The sequence below is a fragment of the Gilvibacter sp. SZ-19 genome, from assembly GCF_002163875.1.
In the GTDB taxonomy this organism is placed as follows: domain Bacteria; phylum Bacteroidota; class Bacteroidia; order Flavobacteriales; family Flavobacteriaceae; genus Gilvibacter.
In genome coordinates this window covers 2,410,864-2,432,383 of the sequence record NZ_CP019333.1, presented here as the reverse complement: position 1 = coordinate 2,432,383, position 21,520 = coordinate 2,410,864, and the positions used below count along the sequence as shown (strand labels likewise).

The window sequence follows — 21,520 nt, the reverse complement described above, 5'->3', positions numbered from 1 at the left end:
CGGTAAGATTCAGACGACCCAAGCCCTAGCAATAGGGAGTGCCATTTGGCAGAGACTTCGGCAACGAAGGAAGAAAGTCTAGAGGATGTGCATTGGCAACAATGCCGATCGATTAGATCGACTAACTGGCAACAGTGAAACGTTTGATCGACGGGAACCCAGCAACGGGAACCTGACTATAGACACCCGGAAACGGGTAGTGGGAACTCAATCAACAACCGTCTGAATACGAATCCTAGCAAGGACAACCCTCGGGGTAGAATTGAAGCGATCCGTATTCGATGAAGCCGAGCACGGGAGCGATTTATTAACAGAATTGCTATAAGCGCCGCAAGGCAAAACCGGCAACGCCGAGCTTCATTAGAAAGCCATATCAAAGTACTTTGTGCACTGATATGGCTTTTGTTCTTTTATGGCGTTATGAATTCCTCAATTTTGCCCCTTGAATTTTATCAATTTGACAAAATTTCTAAAAGCCAGTCGTATAGGACTTTAGCAAGGATTCAGCACGGGTCGATTTTTGTATATTTGCAATCCGAATAAACAAACGATCTAAACAATTTTCTGCAGTAACGATTATGACTGACACGCCTAAGATTATTTACACCAAGACAGACGAAGCGCCAGCACTGGCTACCTATTCCCTACTTCCAATCATTCAAGCCTTTGCAGGACCTGCAGGTTTAAGTCTAGAAACAAGAGACATCTCTTTAGCCGGACGTATCCTGGCAACTTTTCCAGATTACCTAACAGAGGAGCAACGCATCTCCGACGCTTTGGCCGAACTGGGCGAGCTAGTTAAAAAACCAGAAGCCAACATTATCAAGTTACCAAACATCTCGGCTTCGGTACCTCAGCTAAAAGCAGCCATTAAAGAATTACAAAGTAAAGGATTTGCTTTGCCTAATTACCCAGAAGAACCTCAGAACGAGGAGGAGTCTAAAATAAAGGCGCGCTATGACAAGATCAAAGGAAGCGCAGTAAACCCTGTACTTCGCGAAGGAAACTCAGACAGACGTGCTCCCAAGGCTGTTAAGAATTACGCCAAGAAAAACCCTCATCGTATGGGTGCTTGGAGTGCAGATTCTAGAACGCATGTTGCAACTATGGATGCTGGCGATTTTAGACACAACGAGCAATCGGTAACTGCGGCAGCAGCTGGAGCTTTGGATATAGTTTTAGAAACTGCATCCGGAGAGACCAAAGTACTCAAAGCAGGAGTTGCTGTACAAGAAGGCGAGATCGTAGACGCTACAGTAATGGAAAAGGCAGCGCTGTTGGAGTTTCTCAAAAAAGAGATCCAAGCCGCCAAAGACGAAGATATTTTGCTTTCGCTACATATGAAAGCGACCATGATGAAGGTCTCTGACCCTATCATCTTTGGTCATGCTGTACGCGTGTATTTTGCAGACCTATTCGAAAAGCACGCAGCCGCTCTAGAGGCAGTAGGTTTTGAAGAGAATAACGGATTTGGTGATTTGATCGCCAAATTGGATAAACTCCCAGCAGATCAAAAAGCAGCTGTAGAGGCCACTATTGAGCAATGTCTTAATGACGGAGCATCGCTTTCTATGGTAAATTCAGACAAGGGAATTACCAACTTACACGTACCAAGTGATGTGATCATCGATGCTTCTATGCCGGCAATGATCAGAAATTCAGGACAATTGTGGGATAAGAATGGTGATACACAAGACACCAAAGCCATCATTCCAGATAGCAGTTATGCCGGGCTGTATCAGACTACAATAGATTTCTGTAAAGCCAACGGCGCCTTTGACCCAACCACTATGGGAACAGTCCCTAATGTCGGATTAATGGCACAAAAGGCAGAAGAATACGGATCGCACGACAAGACCTTTGAGATCAAGGATACCGGAATCGTAAAGGTGATCGATCAGAACGGAGAAACTTTGATGCAACACAGTGTTCACCCTGGTGACATCTGGCGTATGTGTATGGTAAAAGACGCCCCAGTTCGCGATTGGGTTAAACTAGCAGTTAGCCGTGCAAGAGCCACAGGGGTTCCAGCTGTATTCTGGTTGGACGAGACTCGAGCTCATGACGCACAGCTTATCAAAAAGGTACAAACCTATCTAAAAGATCACGATACCTCAGGATTAGAGATTGAGATCCTTGATGTAGTTGGTGCCACCCAATATACCCTAGAGCGTGTAAAAGCAGGAAAGGATACCATTTCTGTGACCGGAAACGTACTGCGCGACTATCTAACAGACCTCTTCCCTATTTTAGAATTGGGAACCAGTGCCAAGATGCTCTCCATTGTTCCTTTAATGAATGGCGGAGGATTGTTTGAAACTGGAGCTGGTGGATCTGCTCCGAAGCACGTACAACAATTCAACGAAGAAGGACACCTGCGTTGGGATTCCTTAGGAGAATTCTTAGCCCTCGCAGTTTCTATGGAACACCTGGGTAACACTTACAACAACCCGAGAGCTTTGTTGATGGGGGAAACCTTAGACGAGGCTACCGAAAAATTGTTGGAGAACAAGAAAGGACCTTCTCGCAAAGTCAACGAGATCGACAACCGAGGCAGCCATTTCTATTTGGCTATGTATTGGGCAGAGGCCTTGAGCAAGCAAGACAAAGATGCTGAACTCAAAGAAAAGTTCGCTACTATCTATGCAGACATGGCGGCTGCAGAGGGGCAGATCATGGACGAGCTGAATGCTGCGCAAGGAAGTCCTGTCGATATAGACGGCTACTACTTCCCAGACGAGGCTCTTGCTAGCGCACAAATGCGACCAAGCACAACCTTAAACGGTATTTTAGCACGTATTTAAGAAAATGCTAAAGTTTACAAAAGCCTCGCATCTTGCGGGGCTTTTTTGTTAACTTTATTAAAAAGTTAGCATTGAAAAAACTACTTCTGCTTTTGCTTCTTGCTCCCCTACTCGGATTTGCACAGCAAAAGTACACCCTCAGCGGAACTGTATTAGAACAAGCTACAGGAGAAAGCCTTATTGGCGTTAGCATCTTGATCCCAGAGCTCAATACAGGTACAACCACCAACGAATATGGTTTTTATTCCCTTACTGTACCAGAGGGAAATTACGAGCTTCTTATCAGTTACCTCGGTTTTAAGGACATTACGGAGTCCATAGCCTTAACCAGCAATTTGCGTAAAGATTACCGTTTAGAAGAGAACCTGGAAAGTTTGGATGAAGTGGTGATCACCGCAGACAGCGATCGTTTGGATGTGCGCAGGCCCCAAATGAGTGTCAATACGGTCAAAGTTTCGACCATTAAAAGTATTCCGGCAGTCTTGGGTGAAGCCGATGTGATCCGTTCTATACTGCTGTTGCCTGGGGTGACCAATGCTGGGGAGGCAGCCTCCGGGTTCAATGTACGCGGAGGAGCTGTAGATCAGAATTTGATCTTACTGGACGAGGCTACTATCTTTAATTCCTCTCACTTATTCGGTTTCTTTTCTGTGTTCAATCCGGATGCGATAAAAGATGTAAAACTCTATAAAGGTGGTATTCCCGCTCGATACGGGGGTCGTGTTTCTTCTGTGTTAGAGATCTTCCAGAAAGAAGGAAACAGCCAGAAATTCAAGGCCAATGGAGGAATCGGTGCGGTAACGAGCAGATTGTTATTAGAAGGACCTCTGGAAAAAGACAGAGGCGCATTCCTATTTGGTGGTCGTGGGTCTTATGCCCATTTGTTCTTACCCCTTTTTGACGTGGAGAACAGTGCCTATTTCTACGATGTGAACACCAAACTCAATTATCGGATCAACGAGCGCAATAATGTTTTTCTCTCGGGTTACTTCGGACGGGATCTGTTCAGTGTCAACGAAAGCTTTGTCAACACTTACGGTAATGCGGTTGTGAATTTTAGATGGAACCATATCTTTTCGGACAAATTGTTTTCAAACCTGTCGCTGATCTATTCTGACTATTTCTACGGATTGGAACTGGATTTTGTTGGCTTCGAATGGGATTCCGGCATTCAGAACTTCAACCTTAAATACGACTTGAAACACTATTTGAACGATAAGTTTCAGATCAATTACGGACTCAACAACATTTATTACGTCTTTAACCCTGGAAAGATCAAACCGAACAATCCAGATTCCGGTATCGTTGAAGATCAGCTGATAAAAAAATACGCCAACGAATTTGCCGCCTATGCAGATGTGCAGCATCAGATCACAGAAAAGCTCAGCATGCAATACGGCCTTAGACTAAGTCATTTTGTTCGCTTTGGCCAAGATGAGATCAATGTCTATGCAGACAACAACCCTGTAGAATTCGATCCGCTTTTGCTTATTTATAGAGAAGCAGAGCCAATAGAAACAGTGGAATCTTCTCGCAGCGATCAATTGGCGAGTTTTACGAACTTTGAGCCTAGGGTATCTATGGCCTATGTCTTTGATGACAACACTTCTGTTAAGGCCAGTTATACCAGATTGGCCCAATATCTTCACCTATTGTCCAATACCAGCTCTCCTACTCCGTTAGATGTGTGGACACCAAGTGGCCCATTTGTGGAACCGCAACTATTGGATCAGTATGCAATAGGGTTCTTCAAGAACATCAAAGAGGGAGATTTCTCCTTAGAAATAGAAGGTTTTTACAAGGACATTCAAAACCGTATCGATTATATAGACGGCGCGGAACTCATTGCCAATGATGCCATAGAACAAGTTATTCTGAACGGAGAAGCGCGCGCCTATGGAGCAGAATTACTCTTTAGAAAGAACGAAGGCAAGCTTACTGGCTGGCTGGCCTATACCTGGTCTAAGTCTGAACAGCGCACCCCGCCTCGCAACGAGAATGAGATCGGGATCAATTCTGGAGAATGGTATGCGACGCCTTACGACAAGCGTCATGACATTTCGCTCTACGCCAACTACGAGCTGAACGACAAATGGAGTTTTAACAGCAATTTCATCTATCAGACCGGCCAACCAACTAATTATCCTATTGGACAATTCGAGTTTCAAGGTTTGACAATTCCTTACTACGGACTTCGAAATCAAGAACGCCTACCTGATTTTCACAGGATCGATGTGTCGGCAACTCTTAAACCAAAGCCCAAGGCAGGCAGAAGATGGCAAGGAGAATGGGTGTTTAGCATTTACAATCTCTACAACAGACGCAATGCGGCAGCTATCAACTTTAGACGAAATCAAGATACTGGGGTCAATGAAGCGGTTCGCACCTCGATCTTTGGGATCATACCTTCTGTGACTTATAATTTTAAATTCTAAAATGTTCTTCACAAAGACATATTCATTTAGACTACAGTTGCGATTTTTGTTGCTGCTGACGGGCATGGGAATAATCGCCTCTTGTGAAGATGTCATTGAGGTGGAAGTGCCTTCTGAGGAACCAAGACTTATCATTGAGGCACTGATACGGGTAGACACTACCCAGGCCGTTACTCCGGTTCGGGTAAAGGTAAGTGAGACGGCTTCTTTCTTTGATGAACCTCAACCTGTGACTTTAGATCAGATCACCTTGGCCGGAGCTATTCTTTTGGAAGAATCTCCAGGCTCTGGAATATACGCTAGGGATGTCCCCACCTCGCAACTCATGCAAGAAGATCTTTTTATCGCTATTGACTACAATGGACAGATTTTCGCCGGTTTTACCGATTTTGCTTATGCTGTACCAATAGATACTTTAGAGCAAGGTCCAGGTGGGCCGCAGGACAATGAAACCGAACTGATCATTGGGTTTACCGATCCGGCGGAGGTTGATAATTATTATTTGTTGGATTTTGACTTGAACGAATTTCAACCAACCCGCGATCAATTCTACGACGGTCAAGCCTTTGAGTTCTCGTTCTTCTACGACGAGCAACTTGAATCTGGCACTACTCTTACCGTTAGTATTTTAGGAGCCACTTCCGATTTTTACCAATACATGGAAAAACTTTTGGAACAAACCGAAGACGAACTTGATCTGTTTGACACCCCAGCAGTCACGGTACGAGGCAATATTTTGAATGCCTCAGACATTGAAACCATAAGCGATTTAAGCGAGGCAAATCTAGAAACCAATTTTCCTTTGGGCTACTTTGCTGTGGTTCAGGAGTATAAACAAACAGTAATTATTAAATAGACCTATGACTCGAGGCAGCCTATATTTTATTCTTCTTACATTCTTTACGCTACCCTTTATGCACAGTTGCGAAGACGTGATCGAAGTAGATACCCCAACAGGAGATCGTCGATTGATCATAGACGCATTGATCCGAATAGATACAGCATCTGCAATAACGGAAATGCGCGTGGTAGTCGGAGAGACCAACGGTTTTTTTGAGACCATTCCTCCGGCCAATTTGCAACAAATAACCATTAGCAATCTAGATAATCCGCTACCAGACGCCGTGGTCTTTAACGAAACCGAGCCAGGTGTTTACGTCAAATCATTACAAACCGATCTTTTAATGCAGGACCGTTGGCTCTTGCAGATCGATTTTGAAGATCAATTCTATTTGGCCGAAGCGAGTTTTGTGGCTGCTCCTCAGATCGATCAGCTGGAACAAGGAGATGGTTTTGTGTTCGACGATGACGACCAAGAGATCGAAGTCACCTTTACCGATATTGCCGGAGAAGACAATTTTTACATCTTCGATTTTGGCTTCGGAGAGTTCCTGGCCACAGAAGATACCTTCTACCAAGACCAACAATTTGTGTTTTCATGGTTCTATGACGATCCGTTTGAAGTTGGCACTGAGCTTCCTATTTCTATCCTAGGGGCCGATCAGGAGTTTTACAACTATATGAATCAACTCATCGAACAAAGTGAGGACGATCTGAACCCATTTCAGACTCCAACACTAACGGTTCGCGGAAACTTTATTAACGCTACAGACATTGACAATGACGAGACTGTAGACAATGTAGAAAACGAGCAGAATTTTGCCTTGGGTTATTTTGCATTGGTCCAGCAGAACACCTCGACCATAGTAATAGAAGACCTATAATCCTGCTATTATACTCGTAGCTCTTTGTGTTACAAGCGACTCAGCATGAGTAAAACTATAACCTTCTGGTTGCTCGGGCCTGTAGAGCTCTTCAACCGCTGCCAATCCTAGCTCTGCAATTCCGTTCTGGTCTAGAAAACATCGGCCGCAAATAGCATAAACCGGCACATTATAAGATGAGGCAACTTGCACTACCCCACTGATCAGCTTTCCGTGTTTGGTTTGATGATCAATACTTCCTTCGCCTGTGATTATGAGATCGATTTCATGGGTGTCGAGAATTTCGTGAAAGCCGCTCAATTTGAGCATAAAAGGCGTGCCTGGCTCGAAGGCTGCATTTAAAAACGCCTTAAGACCATAAGCTGTTCCACCGGCAGCTCCTGTTCCGGAAACCTCGCCTAGGTCCTTTCCAATTACCTCCGAAACCAGCGAGTTTAAATGCTTTAGGCCAGAATCTAAAAGTTCTATTTGCAGCGGGCTAGCGCCTTTTTGTTTTGCATAGGTATAGGCTGCGCCTTGCGGTCCAAAAAGTGGATTCTGTACATCATTTACCGCTATTATCTGTATCCCTTTGGTCTTCGGATCTTTTGGTGGAATGACCTGTGCGACCAAATTCAGACTTCCTCCGCAGGGATACAAGGGCTTCCCATCAATATCTAAAAACTGCCAGTCTAAGGCCTGGGCTATTCCCATACCGGCGTCATTGGTTGCAGATCCACCCAAGCCTACATAAATGTGTTTTGCGCCTTTTTCTATAGCGGATTCTAACAGCTTGCCTGTGCCCAGAGTCGAGGTTTCCATTACCCGGCGCTCCTGCTTGCTTAATAACTCGATTCCAGAAGCCGCGGCCAGCTCTATATAAGCGGTTGCCGTATCGTTATCATAGAGGTATGAAGCCTCTATAGATCTCCCAAGAGGATCTGCAGTAGCAGTTTTTACAACTTCCAATTTTGGCTTGTAATACCTAATGACCTTTAAAAAACCATCGCCGCCGTCTGAGGCCAAAAGTTCGAATACTTGGGTGTGTTCGTTGGCTTGGTATATGCCTTCCTTTATAGCCTGGGCAACCTGAGCTGCCTCCAAACTATCTTTAAAGCCATCTGGAATGATCAATACTTTCATCTATAGGCCAAAAATATCTGGAACAAAATAACTGAACACCACTATGACAATTAAGAATCCGACCAAGATATAGGTCTCTTTCTGCATGATGTCACTGCGTTTTATTTGAAATGGAATGCCTTCTTTTACTTCGATTTTCTTGGTTAAGGCAGAAACCAGATAGGCCACCACCAAGGTGATCACCACACCAGTAAAGTTGAGCCAGATCCAGAAGATCTCAACACCGATATCGTAATTAAAGATCTCTTGCATGGTCGAGGAGAAGATCAGATTCACCAAAACCGCGACAATGATACCGGCATTCATACCTATATGGTTGACCTTTTTAGAGAAAATGGCGAGCAAAAAGGTTACCAGAACAGGACCGTAGAATACAGAGCCAATTGCGTTGATGATCTCAATTACCGTACTCTTACTGCCACCAAACAAGAACGAACAGGAAATACAAACGATACCCCAGAACAAGACCATTAACTTGGAGGTGCGCATGTATGCAGCTCCTTCGAGTTTACGTTTACCGCGATTAAAGAAATCTTCTACGCTTACTGCAGAGAGCGAATTTACCGTTGAACTCAGCGAGCTCATGGCTGCAGACAGAATTGCCACCATTAATAGTCCGATGATACCATGCGGTAAGTACTTTATTATAAAGACCGGGATCATTAGGTCAGTGTTGATCCCATTATTTGCGGCCGCTGCCGGAAAATGCTTTTCTGTAACGGCCACCAACTCTGCCATAAAATCCGGAGAGCTGCTTACTAAAGCCCCAATGATGAGTCCCATGATACAATAGACCAAAACTACCGGAAAGCGCAACAAGCCATTTGCCAAAAGTAATTGACGAATGGTCTTTTCGTTCTTAGCGGACAGCATGCGCTGGGCCTGCGTCTGATCACAGCCGTAGTAAGACACATACAAGAAAAAGCCTCCAATAAGCATGGGCCAGAATCCGTACTCTTGCCCCTGTCCTATTCCGAGATTAAAATCGATTACCTGTAAACGCTCTGGTGCAAATCCATTGGCCAAACCTCCGGTCTCTGACAACTCCATCCATCCGAAGACCAAACAGGCCACCAATCCCCCGAAGAGCAAGATCATTTGGATCGCATCGCCCCAAACAACGGCCTTCATTCCACCTTGCCAACTGTATATTATGGTGATCACAGAAATTATTAAAATGGTGTATCCTTTATCTATGTCTAATACCGCTTGAATGATCAAGGCTATGGTATAGACCATGACTCCTGTGGCCAGTGCCCTGCTGAGCTGAAAGACGACACTGAGGGTCATTCGGGTAGAGGCAGAAAACCTGCGTTCTACAAATTCATAAATACTTACAACTCCAGATCTAAACAATGGCGGAATCACCAAGAGCATAATAAAAAGCATTGCCAAGGGCACGGCGAATTCAAAAGTCAACCATTTCATCCCACCTCCCATTTTAATACCAACAAAGGCCGGTGCAGAGATAAAACTAATAGCAGATAACTGAGTAGCCATGGTTGAGAGGCTTAATGGGAACCAACCCATAGAGCGTCCGCCTAAAAAGTAATCTGTTGAATTCTTGTTGTTCTTAAAGAAGTAGCCCATCCCCAAAAAGAAGATGATATAGGCCGCGACGATCAGGTAGTCGTATACATTCATAAATCTATTGTGATTTTAAAAGGTCTAGGATAAGGGCTGCACTCCAAGAGAAGTTATTCCCGCCATAACCTGTATCTAGTGTTTCGTTCTTAATTCTATCGCATTCAAAGTATTCATAGAATCCATACTTTTCAATAAGCGCTATGCTGTCTGTTCTTATTTGTGCTGCTGCGTCCTTAGCTCCGTAGTTTAGCAAGCCTTCATAGATGAGCCAATTGAGATTGATCCAGATAGGGCCTCGCCAGTATTTCTGACTATTAAACAGTGAACTAGTGGGGTCAAATGAAGCACAAAGCAGACGCTCGTGCTGAGCACCACTAAAACGTCCCCCATCCAAGTGGGCGATCATGGCTGCTGCTTGGGCAGCAGATGGAATCTCGGCAAATAGCGGTGTAAAACTAGAGGACGATAAATGCGATAGCTTTCGCTCTCCACGTAGATCGTAATAGACGTAACCGCCCAATTCGCTGTCGTAAAGCTTTTCATTGAATCGTTGCTTTGCATTGGTGTTCCAGGCTTGTAATTGCGAAACTTGGGCTGATCGACCAAGGAGTTTTCCCAAGCGAATCAAACTGTTATTGGAGGCAATAAGCATGCTGTTAAACAAGGGATCTTGTACTAGAAAAGGAGACTCCGCAGCAATTCGAGCATCCTCGTAATTCCAAGTTTTGAACAACTCTATAAGGTGAATATAATAGCAATATTCTGCATTGGTGGGCCGATGGGATGCATCTATTAAGGAGGTGTCCTTTCTGGGGAGGTCGTACTGGGGAACTGTAAAGGTGTCCCAAATAAAATCCCAAACTGGAGTATTGTCTGTCCCTGCCTCCCAATTATGACAGATATAGACTAGACCTTCTTGCTGTGGATCTCTTTGGGTATAGAAATACTCGTGGTTGGCGTAGACCGCATCGTATACGGAAGCCACAAAGTCTAAAAAGCTTGGATCTGCATCTAGGCGCTTATAGATATACTCCAAAATGAATCCCAAAACAGGAGGCTGCGTTATTCCCGAGGTAGGAATCTCTGGACTGTATGGGCTGAGCTCAGCTCCGTGCACATCTGGCCCCGGATAATACGAGTCCGAAGGATTGTGAAATACTATATGCGGCAAAAAGCCATTGCTCCATTGCCCTTTGAGCAAAGAGCGTATCTCTTGCTTGGCATGTTCTGGATCGATATGTGCCCAGCCTAGGGCAATGAATCCGGAATCCCAATTCCATTGAAACGGGTACAAGCCTTGACAGGGAATGGTAAATCCATTTTGCCAATTGCCGCGCAGCACCGCCTGGGCATTCTTTTTTAGTTGGTTCATAAAAGGGGGTTGATCACTAGTTAAATATAGGCTTTTATCCGTACTTTTGAGTGACCAAATTCCCTACGGATGTTTCAAAAAACGACCGAATCCGACTCCCTCTACAACGATCTTGAGCAAAAAAGCATAGCGGAATTGTTACAAGGCATCAATACTGAAGACCAAAAAGTTCCTCAGGTAATAGCAGGTATCTTACCTCAAATTGAGGCAGTAGTTGCTCAGGTAGTTGCCAAACTAAAGGAAGGCGGGCGCTTGTTTTATATGGGAGCCGGAACTTCCGGACGTCTGGGAATCGTTGATGCCAGTGAGTGTCCTCCTACCTTTGGAGTACCGCACGAAATGGTGATAGGTCTCATAGCTGGTGGAGATAGTGCAATTCGCAAAGCTGTAGAATTTGCAGAGGATGACACCGAGCAAGGCTGGAGAGACCTGCAAGAATACAATGTGGATAAAAATGACATTGTGCTCGGGATTGCAGCCTCCGGAACAACCCCCTATGTAATTGGAGCCTTAGAGCAATGCAATGCCCACGGAATTGTTACGGCCTGTATAACCTGTAATGCGGGAAGCCCGCTTGATGAGGTTGCTCAATTTCCTATAGTAGCCGTTGTTGGCCCTGAATTTGTCACTGGAAGCTCCCGGATGAAGGCTGGTACTGCGCAAAAGCTCATTTTGAACATGATCACTACCACGACCATGATTCAGTTAGGACGCGTCAAAGGAAACAAAATGGTAGACATGCAACTCAGCAACCACAAATTGGTAGAACGCGGTACGCGTATGATCGTTCAGGCTACCGGAATTAGCTCCGAAGAAGCCAAAGAAAGACTATTACAACATCAAAGTGTGCGCGAAGCAATTAAATCTATAGAAGATGGCCAATAAACACCCTGATCAAAAACATACAGACGTCGCCTTATTGAAAAAAGGATTGAAGTATATGTTCTTTTGCTTGCTACTGATCGTCCTTGGACCTTATCTGATCACATTGTCGTTTATTAACGATACCGCACTTTTTATACTGATTCCAGGATTGGCAGCAGCAGCTGGCGCCATTTACATGGGCTTTAAAGGGATAAGAACAATTGTCAGCGCTGTTTTTGACGGCGTGCCCGCCAATAAATCCGCAGAAGAATAGACCCTACTGCTTGATAAGCTTTTTAGTTTGTCGCCCAGAATCCGTAATGATCTCGACCCAATAAGAGCCTCTGGCCAATTGCCCTATTTCGATTTGCTGAGCCTTTGCTACGCTAAATTCTTTAGTTAGCAACAATTGCCCAAGAGCATTATAAATACGAACTGCGTTGATATTGGCATTGGTGTGTATCAAATTAAGCGCAGAGCTAGCTGGGTTTGGATACATGGCAAAACCGGTATTGTCTAGCGGTGTTTCTGCGGAGAGATAACCAACACCTTCCACTAGGGTTAAACGCTGATTGGGTGTAATATCGTCGTAAAAATCAACCGTACCACTGGGCCAAGTGACTTGCACGTAATCTAGCCCTTGATTACCTAATCCTATGATCTCGGTGTTGGAATTTTGACTGAGGTAACTCTCGCCCAAGGCAACAACCCGATATTGTTTCTGCCCTCCGGACATGATCTCGATACGGGCTCCCGCCCCATCCCTATTGCTCGCTACACCTTGCATTTTTAGAGCGATATAATTGTTTGAGTTCACAGTACTGCTTAGGTTCTCCCAGAGATATGAAAAATGTCCAAAATGATTGGTAACAACTATATCTTGATATCCGTCTTGGTTAAAATCGCCCAGAGCATTCCCAAACGAATTGGCAAGATCTTCTTCGAATCCGTTGGCGTTCTCTTCGGTAAAGGTTCCATCACCATCGCTAACATAGAGTGCTGCGGCGTTAAGCGTTGCAGTATTAACTGGCGAGGCTCCACTCACATAGAGATCTAAATAGCCGTCATTATTAGCATCTGTCCAATTGGCACCCCAAGACCAGGTATCGAATCGGACTTCCGCAGCTTCTGCCACATTACTAAAGGTGCCATCGCCGTTGTTCTTCATCAGTACATTCCCAACGGTATCACTCTCTGGAGCAAAAACATTGGTGATATACACGTCGATAAAGCCATCTGCATCGTAATCTTCTAGTGCAATAGACATAGCATCCATATCAAAATCTGCCCCAGATTCCACAGAGACATCGGTAAAAGTGCCGTCACCATTATTTCGATACAGTATATTTTTTGTGAACGATCGGTCATTGATCAGATAAAGATCCACATCACCATCGTTGTCATAGTCGAAAAAAGTGCCTTGAAAAGTAAGCTCAGAAACTTCACCAATACCGGAGCTTATGGTAACGTCGGTAAAGGTATTGTCACCATTATTTCTAAAGAGTTGATTGCTTATGAGTTGATCCGGGTCGCGACTCGCTAAAAACAGGTCTAGGAAGCCGTCATTATCGTAATCGCCCCAGTTCCCGCTGTGGGTCATTTTAGAGACCGTAGGTAAGCCCGACTCCGCAGTAATATCAACCAATGTTCCATCTACATTTTCATACAGCACATTGGGAAACTCCGCATTGGCCGTAAAGAAGTCCTTATCGCCGTCATTGTCTATATCTACCCAAATGACTTGTTTATTGGTATATAAAGGCGTGTCGTCGATCAGGAATACCTCCGTAAATCCACTACTGTTATTTTGAAAGAACCGCACTTGTATCCCTTCTTGAGTCGCAAAGGTAAGATCGTCCCAACCGTCGCCATTAAAATCACAAAACGAAACACCACTACCCAGGTCTATATTTGAGGTAACTACTAAACCGAGATCGTCTGCAACCTGGTCAAACAATACCTGAGCATATAAAGCGGTTGTAGCTGTGAGCGATAGAAAAACACAAGAAAGTGCGAGTCTTTTAAACATGGACAAAAGGATAGGTAAATTCGATTCTAAAGTAAAGATTTTAATCGAATTTGATCTTCCTAGATAGGACTATATAATCCATCAAATGCTGTGGACCAATTAAGTCCATCTGTGGAGACTTCCCAATGCTGACGCACCTTTCCTTCTGGTAGCGGTGTCCAGGTGACTCGGTTGTAACGAGATACTCCGTCTGCTCCGGGGAGTAGGTCGGATTGGAGTACCATGGACCGCTCCACAATTCCTCCACGCAAGTATAGACTTTGCCCTTGATCATCTACCCACAATTGCACCCATTGCGCTAAGACCTGATCGTAATAATTAATACTGGTTCCGGTATAGCCCGGTGTGGCACTGGTCCATTGTTCACGGATCACGCAGCCGTCTTCTTGCTTACTGATGGTGTTATTGCCAGCAAAAGTACCATCGGGATTGGAGACTGTCCATTGGCCTACCCAAAAATCAAATGCACTATGATTTGCTGTGCAGCACGCACAACTGTCTTGTGCGCTTAGACTGTAGTTAACAAATAAGAGTATTGTGAGAACGAAATAAGTACGCATAAAAAAAGCCATACTTAAAGGTACGGCTTTTTCTTTGTTGTTAATTCGGATTAGAATCCGCAAGTCGAATCACTGATGAAGGTTCCTGTCAATAAACCGTATTGGGAATTGAAGGACCAAGTACCGCTTACTTCTGAGCAGCTAGTACCACCAGGTGTAAATCTGTGGGTTCCTGACCAATTAATGGCTCTGGTACCAATAATTGTGGCAGACGCACCGGCAATTGTACAAGTACGTATTCCTCCGGAGTTAGCACATCCAGATTGTGTATTACCTGTACTAGAACCGAAATCCTTTCCGTTTAAAATGATCTGGGTAACAATTTGTTGTTCGTTGTTTCCGCCTCCGCTAACAGTAGTAGCGTTGAATGTTTGTGTAACACCTGACTCTAATAGCGGGTGAATTTCACAATTGTCACAGGTATAGGTTCCAGAGATCGGAAGCAAAGGACCGCGGGTAGTTTCCTTTAACACTTTCATAGATCCTTCTGCAGTACCCAACTCAAGTCCGCTCACGCGTGGAGCAGATCCGTCTTGAGCAACACTGAATCTAAAAGAAGTTACATCATTAACGAAAGTAACTTCGGTGTATAGACCGCTTTTAGATGTCTGTGAATCGGCTAAAAGTTGAGTTTCTTGACCATTGGCAAACTGAAGTGTGGCTTGGGCCTTACCAGCTTGGTTGATCTGTATCATAACGATACCGCGGTTTTCATTATCGTAGCTTGCAAATGTACCCTTGTACACTCCAGTGGCTTGTAGGTCTGAAGCTTTGGTAACCAAAGCATTAAAATTTGTCACTTCTGCAGTTTCTAACTGCTCATCTTTGGAACAGCTGCTCAGGATTGAAGAAGCAGCCAGAACCAGTATTAAAAATTTTCTCATTGGGGGGGTATTTTTAATTTCAGTGCAAAGAAAAGGCTCAGAAAATAAAAATCAGCATAATCAAGTAAAAAAATCCAATAATATTACCGTTTATCGATAAAAAACATCACTTTAACGATATATTTTGTTGTTTCAATTAAAATAATGTCCTAATATACCTACAAAAATAAAATCCCCACCGTTTTACGGTAGGGACCTTAGTATAATTAGTTTTTATTTATATAACCTACAGAGGGTTACAACTGTCATCGCTTTTTAGCCAACCTGTCACTTCATAAGAAGGGCTTGTCAAGGTCCAGTTTCCTCTTAGGTCGATACAAGCTCCGTCTACACTGAACATTTGAGTTCCTGTCCATGATACTAAACCAGCGTCACCGAATGGGAATGAACCTTCAAGGTCATTATATAATAGCAAGCCTACTTTATCATAAGCTTCGAAGATCACTCCATTATCTACAAACCAAGTTTCGCCAAAACTAACCTGAGTCATTACAAGACCTGCTTCTGTTCCCTCTCCAGAGAAGATAGCATTCCAAATAAAACTGTTCTGAGCATTCTCATCGCTAAGTACTGGGTGATCACCACAATCTTCGCATCCGAAAGTACCAGTAGCTAAACGCACGGGGGTTGCGTCAGTGTCTTTGGCCAAAACGATCGAACCTGGACCATCTGTAAGACTTACAGCAGATGCTTCTGGAGATGAACCGTCTAGAGCTACATTAAAATTGAATGTTCCATCAATAGCATTGAATGCGTACTGCTTAAGTCCACTAAGAGAACTATCAGAGCTTGTTCCGGTCATTGTAGTTGATGTACCGTCTGCAAATTTTAGTTCAGCTGTGGCAAAAGATTCTGTAATAGTAATAACTACTGTACCGCGCTTTGCAGAACCAAATGCCGCAAAGGTACCTTTATAAGTTCCCAGATGGGTAGCTGAGTTGTCAAGTACAGTTAAGTTAAAAGCGCCTTTATCTGCTGTAGTCAACTCCTCTGTAGAACAAGAAGTCATTACAAGTCCGGCGAATACTAGATAAAGTAATTTTTTCATCATAAGTAGTGTTTAATTACGGTTGCAATATACGTGCAAAACAACGTAAGTAAATACGTACAAATACCTAGTAGCGTGCCTTTTAGCCTACTTTTAGCTCTATGGGCAGTTTTTATCGGTGAAATACATATATTTTTACATTATCGTGTATTTCACCGATGATGTTTTCGATTAAAAGCAAGCATTTTCCTACTTTTTTGATGAAAATATGGAACTAAGCCTAAGCGAAAACCGTAAAAAACGTCAAATTCAGCTCAGCTGCTTAAAAAAGTGAAGTGCTTAGCAACAGAACCATAATCTATAAGAAAACAAAAACCACCGCTTTCGCGGTGGCCTTAGTGCAACTATTAGATACAAATTGTTGTTAATTGAATCTTCTAACGGATAAGATATACTTCTCCATTAATTTCTTTAGGATTTATTTAATCACAGCTGCCTAACACATCTCCGTGCGCTAAATGAGCTTCCATAGCATTTATGCTTACACAAATTGTGTTTCCATTGTGACAGATACTAACCTTAGTCTCTGCAGCATTACAATAAGGAAGATCTCCCGTACCGGTTACGTCACAAGTTGTGTCGCTTTTGATCCAACCATCCAAGTTGTAATTAGCACTGCTGAAGGTCCAAGAACCGTTAACACTTTCGCAAGCTTCTTTGTCATTAAACATATGCTCTGCAGTCCAAGAGACTAATCCCATTTCTCCAAAAGCAAATTCGCCATTGATATTGCAATAGATCATATCGCCAATGACTGCATAAGGGTCTGCTTGAGCTCCATCCATTACGAAAGTTCTGCTTCCGGCGCTAACTTGGGCAGTCACGATCTCAAGACCGTTGGCGTCTCCTTCTAACACAAGATTCCAAACAAAGCTATCTTGCATATCCGGATTCGAAAATAGCGGATGGTCATCGCAAGTTTCGCATCCGTAAGTACCAGTAATGGCTCTAACATTTGTTGTAGAAGTAGCCTTAGCCAATACAATATTTCCATTGATACTGTTTAGGTTTACATCAGAAACTGTGGGCTCAGATCCATCTGCAGCTACAGTGAACTTAAAACTACCAGCTGCTCCAGTGAACAAAGTCGATTGAGCGGTCATGCTGGCGAATGATACTTTATCTGAAGTAAACTTGAGTTCTTTCCCAGATGCTAACTGAACAGATGCCTTTGCACCACTCTGGGTTAAAGTAACATTGACCTGACCACGTTCTGACGTTCCAGTTGCAACATAAGTTCCCTGGTAATTCCCGAGGCTGTTAAAGTCTAAATTTTTCGAATATGAGTTATTCTCGACACCAGTGTCTACACTAGCGTCCTCTTTAGAACAAGAGACAATCAATAACCCCAACATTAATAAACATACACTCTTTCTCATAATATCCTTCTGTTAGTATGAGTACGCAATATACGCAGGTACAGTGTAGGTTTTTACGCACAATCATGTAATCTTCAGGTGCTTACCGATATATTTGTTGAATTGAAATTTTTTATCGACGAAATACATAATAGTGCATCTTGTCATACACTTTGTCGATTATAATATTCGACCAACAGCAGTATTTTCTGACTTTTAGTTCATTTTCTGATCGTTTTTTGATGTTCAAATGTTGCAAAAACGTCAATCCATGCCGTTGGAAGTGATAAAAGTTTAGCCGTAGGTGAGGAATTCTAAAGCTTTGTTTTAGGAGTGGTCTATATATTACGGTATAAGCTTTCTTCGCAAATTAGTTTATCCATTTTAATCCAGGGGAGCGGAGATAATAAATGGTGTGGTAAACCTTTTACCCGAGCTGCCAGCCTGCCGCGTAGGAGTCGCTGCCTTTTTACTGCAAAATCTTTATTCGAGAAGTTTCTATAAACAAAAAGACCCGTCCTAATCTTAGAACGGGTCTTATGAAAAAAAGGCAGCGACATACTCTCCCACTTGGTATAGCAGTACCATCTGCGCAGATGGGCTTAACTTCTCTGTTCGGAATGGTAAGAGGTGAGCCCCATCGCTATAGCCACCTTAAATCGTTGGCTTGCAATAAGATGCAAACACTAATATTTTGACATAAAGGAAAAAGAGATTCGAGAGTGTGTAGCAAGTTCATTTGAACTGCATTAATTTTTTAAAGCAAAGAGTGGCTTCCCCCGTTTTAAAAACGGGGGAAGTCGACGTACATAAGCTTACGGGTTATTAGTATCACTCGGCTATGATGTTACCACCTTTACACCTGTGACCTATCAACGTGGTAGTCTCCCACGACCCTTTAAAGAAATCTCATCTTGTGATGGGTTTCGCGCTTATATGCTTTCAGCGCTTATCCCTTCCCAACGTAGCTACCCAGCAGTGCTCCTGGCGGAACAACTGGTACACCAGAGGTTAGTCCAACTCGGTCCTCTCGTACTAGAGTCAGATTCACTCAAATTTCTCGCGCCCACTACAGATAGAGACCGAACTGTCTCACGACGTTCTGAACCCAGCTCGCGTGCCACTTTAATGGGCGAACAGCCCAACCCTTGGGACCTTCTCCAGCCCCAGGATGTGACGAGCCGACATCGAGGTGCCAAACCCCCCCGTCGATGTGAGCTCTTGGGGGAGATCAGCCTGTTATCCCCGGAGTACCTTTTATCCTTTGAGCGATGGCCCTTCCATGCGGAACCACCGGATCACTATGCTCTACTTTCGTACCTGATCGACCTGTATGTCTCTCAGTCAAGCTCCCTTATGCCATTGCACTCTACACACGATTGCCAACCGTATTGAGGGAACCTTTAGAAGCCTCCGTTACTCTTTTGGAGGCGACCACCCCAGTCAAACTACCCACCAAGCACTGTCCTCATTTCTGAGTTAGGCTTCAAATAAGTAAAGGGTGGTATTTCAACAATGACTCCACAACGCCTGGCGACGCCACTTCAAAGTCTCCCACCTATCCTACACATTACTTATCCAAAGTCAATACTAAGCTATAGTAAAGGTTCACGGGGTCTTTTCGTCCCGTAGCGGGTAATCGGCATCTTCACCGATACTACAATTTCACCGAGCTCATGGCTGAGACAGTGTCCAGATCGTTACACCATTCGTGCAGGTCGGAACTTACCCGACAAGGAATTTCGCTACCTTAGGACCGTTATAGTTACGGCCGCCGTTTACCGGGGCTTCAATTCAATGCTTCGCTAAAAGCTAACATCTCCTCTTAACCTTCCGGCACCGGGCAGGTGTCAGGCCCTATACATCATCTTTCAATTTAGCAGAGCCCTGTGTTTTTGATAAACAGTCGCCTGGACCTCTTCACTGCGGCCAACATTGCTGTTGGCGACCTTTCTCCCGAAGTTACAGGTCTATTTTGCCTAGTTCCTTAGCCATGAATCTCTCGAGCACCTTAGAATTCTCATCCCAACCACCTGTGTCGGTTTACGGTACGGGCTGCTTCACTCGCTTTTCTTGGAAGTCGCTTCTCTGGATTATCACCGCAGCCGTAGCCTTAGTGTACTATCACGGTATTACTACTCGCTTCAACGTGCTATTCCGTCAGCACGCACCAAATATACGCCTCCGTCACTTTTAACGTGAGCAGGTACCAGAATATTAACTGGTTGTCCATCCACTACCCCTTTCGGGTTCGCGTTAGGTCCCGACTAACCCTCAGCTGATTAGCATAGCTGAGGAAACCTTGGTCTTTCGGTGAGGGGGTTTCTCGCCCCCTTTATCGTTACTTATGCCTACATTTTCTTTTCTAGCCGTTCCAGCAAACCTCACAGTTCACCTTCAACACAACTAGAATGCTCCCCTACCCATCTTTACAGATGCCATAGCTTCGGTAGTATATTTATGCCCGATTATTATCCATGCCGGATCGCTCGACTAGTGAGCTGTTACGCACTCTTTAAATGAATGGCTGCTTCCAAGCCAACATCCTAGCTGTCTATGCAATCCAACCGCGTTTTGTCAACTTAATATACATTTGGGGACCTTAGCTGATGGTCTGGGTTCTTTCCCTCTCGGACATGGACCTTAGCACCCATGCCCTCACTGCTGATCATCATTTTATAGCATTCGGAGTTTGTCAGGAATTGGTAGGCGGTGAAGCCCCCGCATCCAATCAGTAGCTCTACCTCTATAAAACTAAATCAACGCTGCACCTAAATGCATTTCGGGGAGTACGAGCTATTTCCGAGTTTGATTGGCCTTTCACCCCTACCCACAGGTCATCCCAAGACTTTTCAACGTCAACGGGTTCGGGCCTCCACTATGTGTTACCACAGCTTCACCCTGCCCATGGGTAGATCACACGGTTTCGCGTCTACTACTACTAACTAAAACGCCCTATTCAGACTCGCTTTCGCTACGGATCCGTTCCTTAAAAACTTAACCTCGCTAGTAAAAGTAACTCGTAGGCTCATTATGCAAAAGGCACGCCGTCACCACAAAGTGGCTCCGACCGCTTGTAAGCGTATGGTTTCAGGTTCTATTTCACTCCCTTATTCAGGGTTCTTTTCACCTTTCCCTCACGGTACTGGTTCACTATCGGTCTCTCAGGAGTATTTAGCCTTAGCGGATGGTCCCGCCAAATTCATACAGGGTTTCACGTGCCCCGCACTACTCAGGATACTGCTAACTGTAACTTTCTTTACCTATACCGGGCTATCACCGTCTCTGGCCACGCTTTCCAACGTGTTCTAGTTCATCCAGCACAGTACATCGCAGTCCTACAACCCCAGCATTGCCGTAACAACACTGGTTTGGGCTACTGCGCGTTCGCTCGCCACTACTAACGCAATCACTATTGTTTTCTTCTCCTCCGGGTACTTAGATGTTTCAGTTCTCCGGGTTCGCTCCTAATTAAAGGTGACTGTTCTTCAAACAGCCGGGTTGCCCCATTCGGAAATTCACGGATCAAAGTGTATGTGCCACTCCCCGCAACTTATCGCAGCTTATCACGTCCTTCTTCGCCTCTGAGAGCCTAGGCATCCCCCATACGCCCTTATCTTGCTTATTGTACTTTTTTGCTCTTAATGAGTTTGATTCAAATTTATTTTCGATGTCTATAATCTTATCGATTACAAACAAATAACTTGCTTTCTCGTATTTCTTTTCCCAATAT

Annotated in this window: 14 protein-coding genes and 2 rRNA genes; 6 read left to right on the top strand and 10 right to left on the bottom strand. The window is 44.2% G+C overall.

Features of this window, described 5'->3' with window-relative positions; all coding sequences use genetic code 11:
• Positions 1-578 precede the first annotated feature (578 nt).
• The 4 genes from BTO09_RS11360 (at position 579) to BTO09_RS11345 (ending at position 6,963) form a co-directional block, all read left to right on the top strand.
• Positions 579-2,804, top strand: a complete 2,226-nt coding sequence (locus BTO09_RS11360) for an NADP-dependent isocitrate dehydrogenase (protein WP_087524891.1) — start codon at positions 579-581, stop codon at positions 2,802-2,804.
• A gap of 71 nt (positions 2,805-2,875) precedes the next feature.
• A complete protein-coding gene (locus BTO09_RS11355; RefSeq protein WP_087524890.1) occupies positions 2,876-5,239 on the top strand; it encodes a TonB-dependent receptor in 2,364 nt (787 codons plus the stop codon).
• Position 5,240: 1 nt separating this feature from the next.
• On the top strand, positions 5,241-6,095 hold the full coding sequence (locus BTO09_RS11350; RefSeq protein ID WP_087524889.1) for a DUF4249 family protein: 855 nt from the start codon (positions 5,241-5,243) through the stop codon (positions 6,093-6,095).
• A gap of 4 nt (positions 6,096-6,099) precedes the next feature.
• Complete coding sequence (locus BTO09_RS11345; protein ID WP_087524888.1) at positions 6,100-6,963, top strand: DUF4249 family protein; 864 nt, start codon at positions 6,100-6,102, stop codon at positions 6,961-6,963.
• Here BTO09_RS11345 and BTO09_RS11340 read toward each other — a convergent pair.
• Genes BTO09_RS11340 through BTO09_RS11330 form a run of 3 tightly spaced genes read right to left on the bottom strand, consistent with a single transcriptional unit; the run spans position 6,958 to position 11,044 of the window.
• Positions 6,958-8,085, bottom strand: coding sequence for a glycerate kinase (locus tag BTO09_RS11340; protein WP_087524887.1), 1,128 nt, complete (start codon positions 8,083-8,085; stop codon positions 6,958-6,960). The genes BTO09_RS11345 and BTO09_RS11340 overlap by 6 nt on opposite strands.
• Positions 8,086-9,729 (bottom strand): sodium/solute symporter, encoded by a 1,644-nt coding sequence (locus tag BTO09_RS11335; protein WP_087524886.1) that lies wholly within the window; start codon positions 9,727-9,729, stop codon positions 8,086-8,088.
• A 4-nt stretch (positions 9,730-9,733) separates the two neighbouring features.
• On the bottom strand, positions 9,734-11,044 hold the full coding sequence (locus BTO09_RS11330) for a trehalase family glycosidase (RefSeq protein WP_087524885.1): 1,311 nt from the start codon (positions 11,042-11,044) through the stop codon (positions 9,734-9,736).
• Positions 11,045-11,113: 69 nt separating this feature from the next.
• Here BTO09_RS11330 and murQ point away from each other — a divergent pair, with 69 nt between their 5' ends.
• Positions 11,114-11,929: an N-acetylmuramic acid 6-phosphate etherase gene (gene murQ / locus BTO09_RS11325; protein ID WP_087524884.1), complete on the top strand. Its 816-nt coding sequence runs from the start codon at positions 11,114-11,116 to the stop codon at positions 11,927-11,929.
• On the top strand, positions 11,919-12,182 hold the full coding sequence (locus BTO09_RS11320; RefSeq protein ID WP_087524883.1) for a DUF6095 family protein: 264 nt from the start codon (positions 11,919-11,921) through the stop codon (positions 12,180-12,182). The genes murQ and BTO09_RS11320 overlap by 11 nt, the downstream gene beginning before the upstream one ends.
• Positions 12,183-12,185: 3 nt before the next feature.
• On the opposite strand, the gene BTO09_RS11315 is transcribed toward BTO09_RS11320, so the two are convergent.
• The 7 genes from BTO09_RS11315 to BTO09_RS11285 form a co-directional block, all read right to left on the bottom strand.
• Entirely contained in the window at positions 12,186-13,937 is a 1,752-nt protein-coding gene (locus BTO09_RS11315) for an FG-GAP-like repeat-containing protein (protein ID WP_087524882.1), read from the bottom strand.
• 59 nt (positions 13,938-13,996) lie between these two features.
• On the bottom strand, positions 13,997-14,497 hold the full coding sequence (locus BTO09_RS11310; protein WP_087525550.1) for a hypothetical protein: 501 nt from the start codon (positions 14,495-14,497) through the stop codon (positions 13,997-13,999).
• 50 nt (positions 14,498-14,547) lie between these two features.
• Positions 14,548-15,381, bottom strand: a complete 834-nt coding sequence (locus tag BTO09_RS11305; RefSeq protein ID WP_087524881.1) for a hypothetical protein — start codon at positions 15,379-15,381, stop codon at positions 14,548-14,550.
• 226 nt (positions 15,382-15,607) lie between these two features.
• Positions 15,608-16,432 (bottom strand): hypothetical protein, encoded by an 825-nt coding sequence (locus BTO09_RS11300; RefSeq protein WP_087524880.1) that lies wholly within the window; start codon positions 16,430-16,432, stop codon positions 15,608-15,610.
• Positions 16,433-16,851: 419 nt separating this feature from the next.
• Positions 16,852-17,808: a hypothetical protein gene (locus tag BTO09_RS11295; RefSeq protein ID WP_157663494.1), complete on the bottom strand. Its 957-nt coding sequence runs from the start codon at positions 17,806-17,808 to the stop codon at positions 16,852-16,854.
• 524 nt (positions 17,809-18,332) lie between these two features.
• A 5S ribosomal RNA gene (rrf, locus tag BTO09_RS11290) occupies positions 18,333-18,444 on the bottom strand.
• 148 nt (positions 18,445-18,592) lie between these two features.
• Positions 18,593-21,415, bottom strand: a 23S ribosomal RNA gene (locus BTO09_RS11285).
• Between the last annotated feature and the right edge of the window lie 105 nt (positions 21,416-21,520).

Coding starts and splice junctions, on each gene's coding strand:
- BTO09_RS11310 (WP_087525550.1), bottom strand. CDS start 14,497: ATGCGTACTTATTTCGTTCTCACAATACTCTTATTTGTTAACTACAGT.
- BTO09_RS11300 (WP_087524880.1), bottom strand. CDS start 16,432: ATGATGAAAAAATTACTTTATCTAGTATTCGCCGGACTTGTAATGACT.
- BTO09_RS11295 (WP_157663494.1), bottom strand. CDS start 17,808: ATGAGAAAGAGTGTATGTTTATTAATGTTGGGGTTATTGATTGTCTCT.
- BTO09_RS11305 (WP_087524881.1), bottom strand. CDS start 15,381: ATGAGAAAATTTTTAATACTGGTTCTGGCTGCTTCTTCAATCCTGAGC.
- BTO09_RS11360 (WP_087524891.1), top strand. CDS start 579: ATGACTGACACGCCTAAGATTATTTACACCAAGACAGACGAAGCGCCA.
- BTO09_RS11320 (WP_087524883.1), top strand. CDS start 11,919: ATGGCCAATAAACACCCTGATCAAAAACATACAGACGTCGCCTTATTG.
- BTO09_RS11335 (WP_087524886.1), bottom strand. CDS start 9,729: ATGAATGTATACGACTACCTGATCGTCGCGGCCTATATCATCTTCTTT.
- BTO09_RS11345 (WP_087524888.1), top strand. CDS start 6,100: ATGACTCGAGGCAGCCTATATTTTATTCTTCTTACATTCTTTACGCTA.
- BTO09_RS11330 (WP_087524885.1), bottom strand. CDS start 11,044: ATGAACCAACTAAAAAAGAATGCCCAGGCGGTGCTGCGCGGCAATTGG.
- BTO09_RS11315 (WP_087524882.1), bottom strand. CDS start 13,937: ATGTTTAAAAGACTCGCACTTTCTTGTGTTTTTCTATCGCTCACAGCT.
- murQ (WP_087524884.1), top strand. CDS start 11,114: ATGTTTCAAAAAACGACCGAATCCGACTCCCTCTACAACGATCTTGAG.
- BTO09_RS11350 (WP_087524889.1), top strand. CDS start 5,241: ATGTTCTTCACAAAGACATATTCATTTAGACTACAGTTGCGATTTTTG.
- BTO09_RS11340 (WP_087524887.1), bottom strand. CDS start 8,085: ATGAAAGTATTGATCATTCCAGATGGCTTTAAAGATAGTTTGGAGGCA.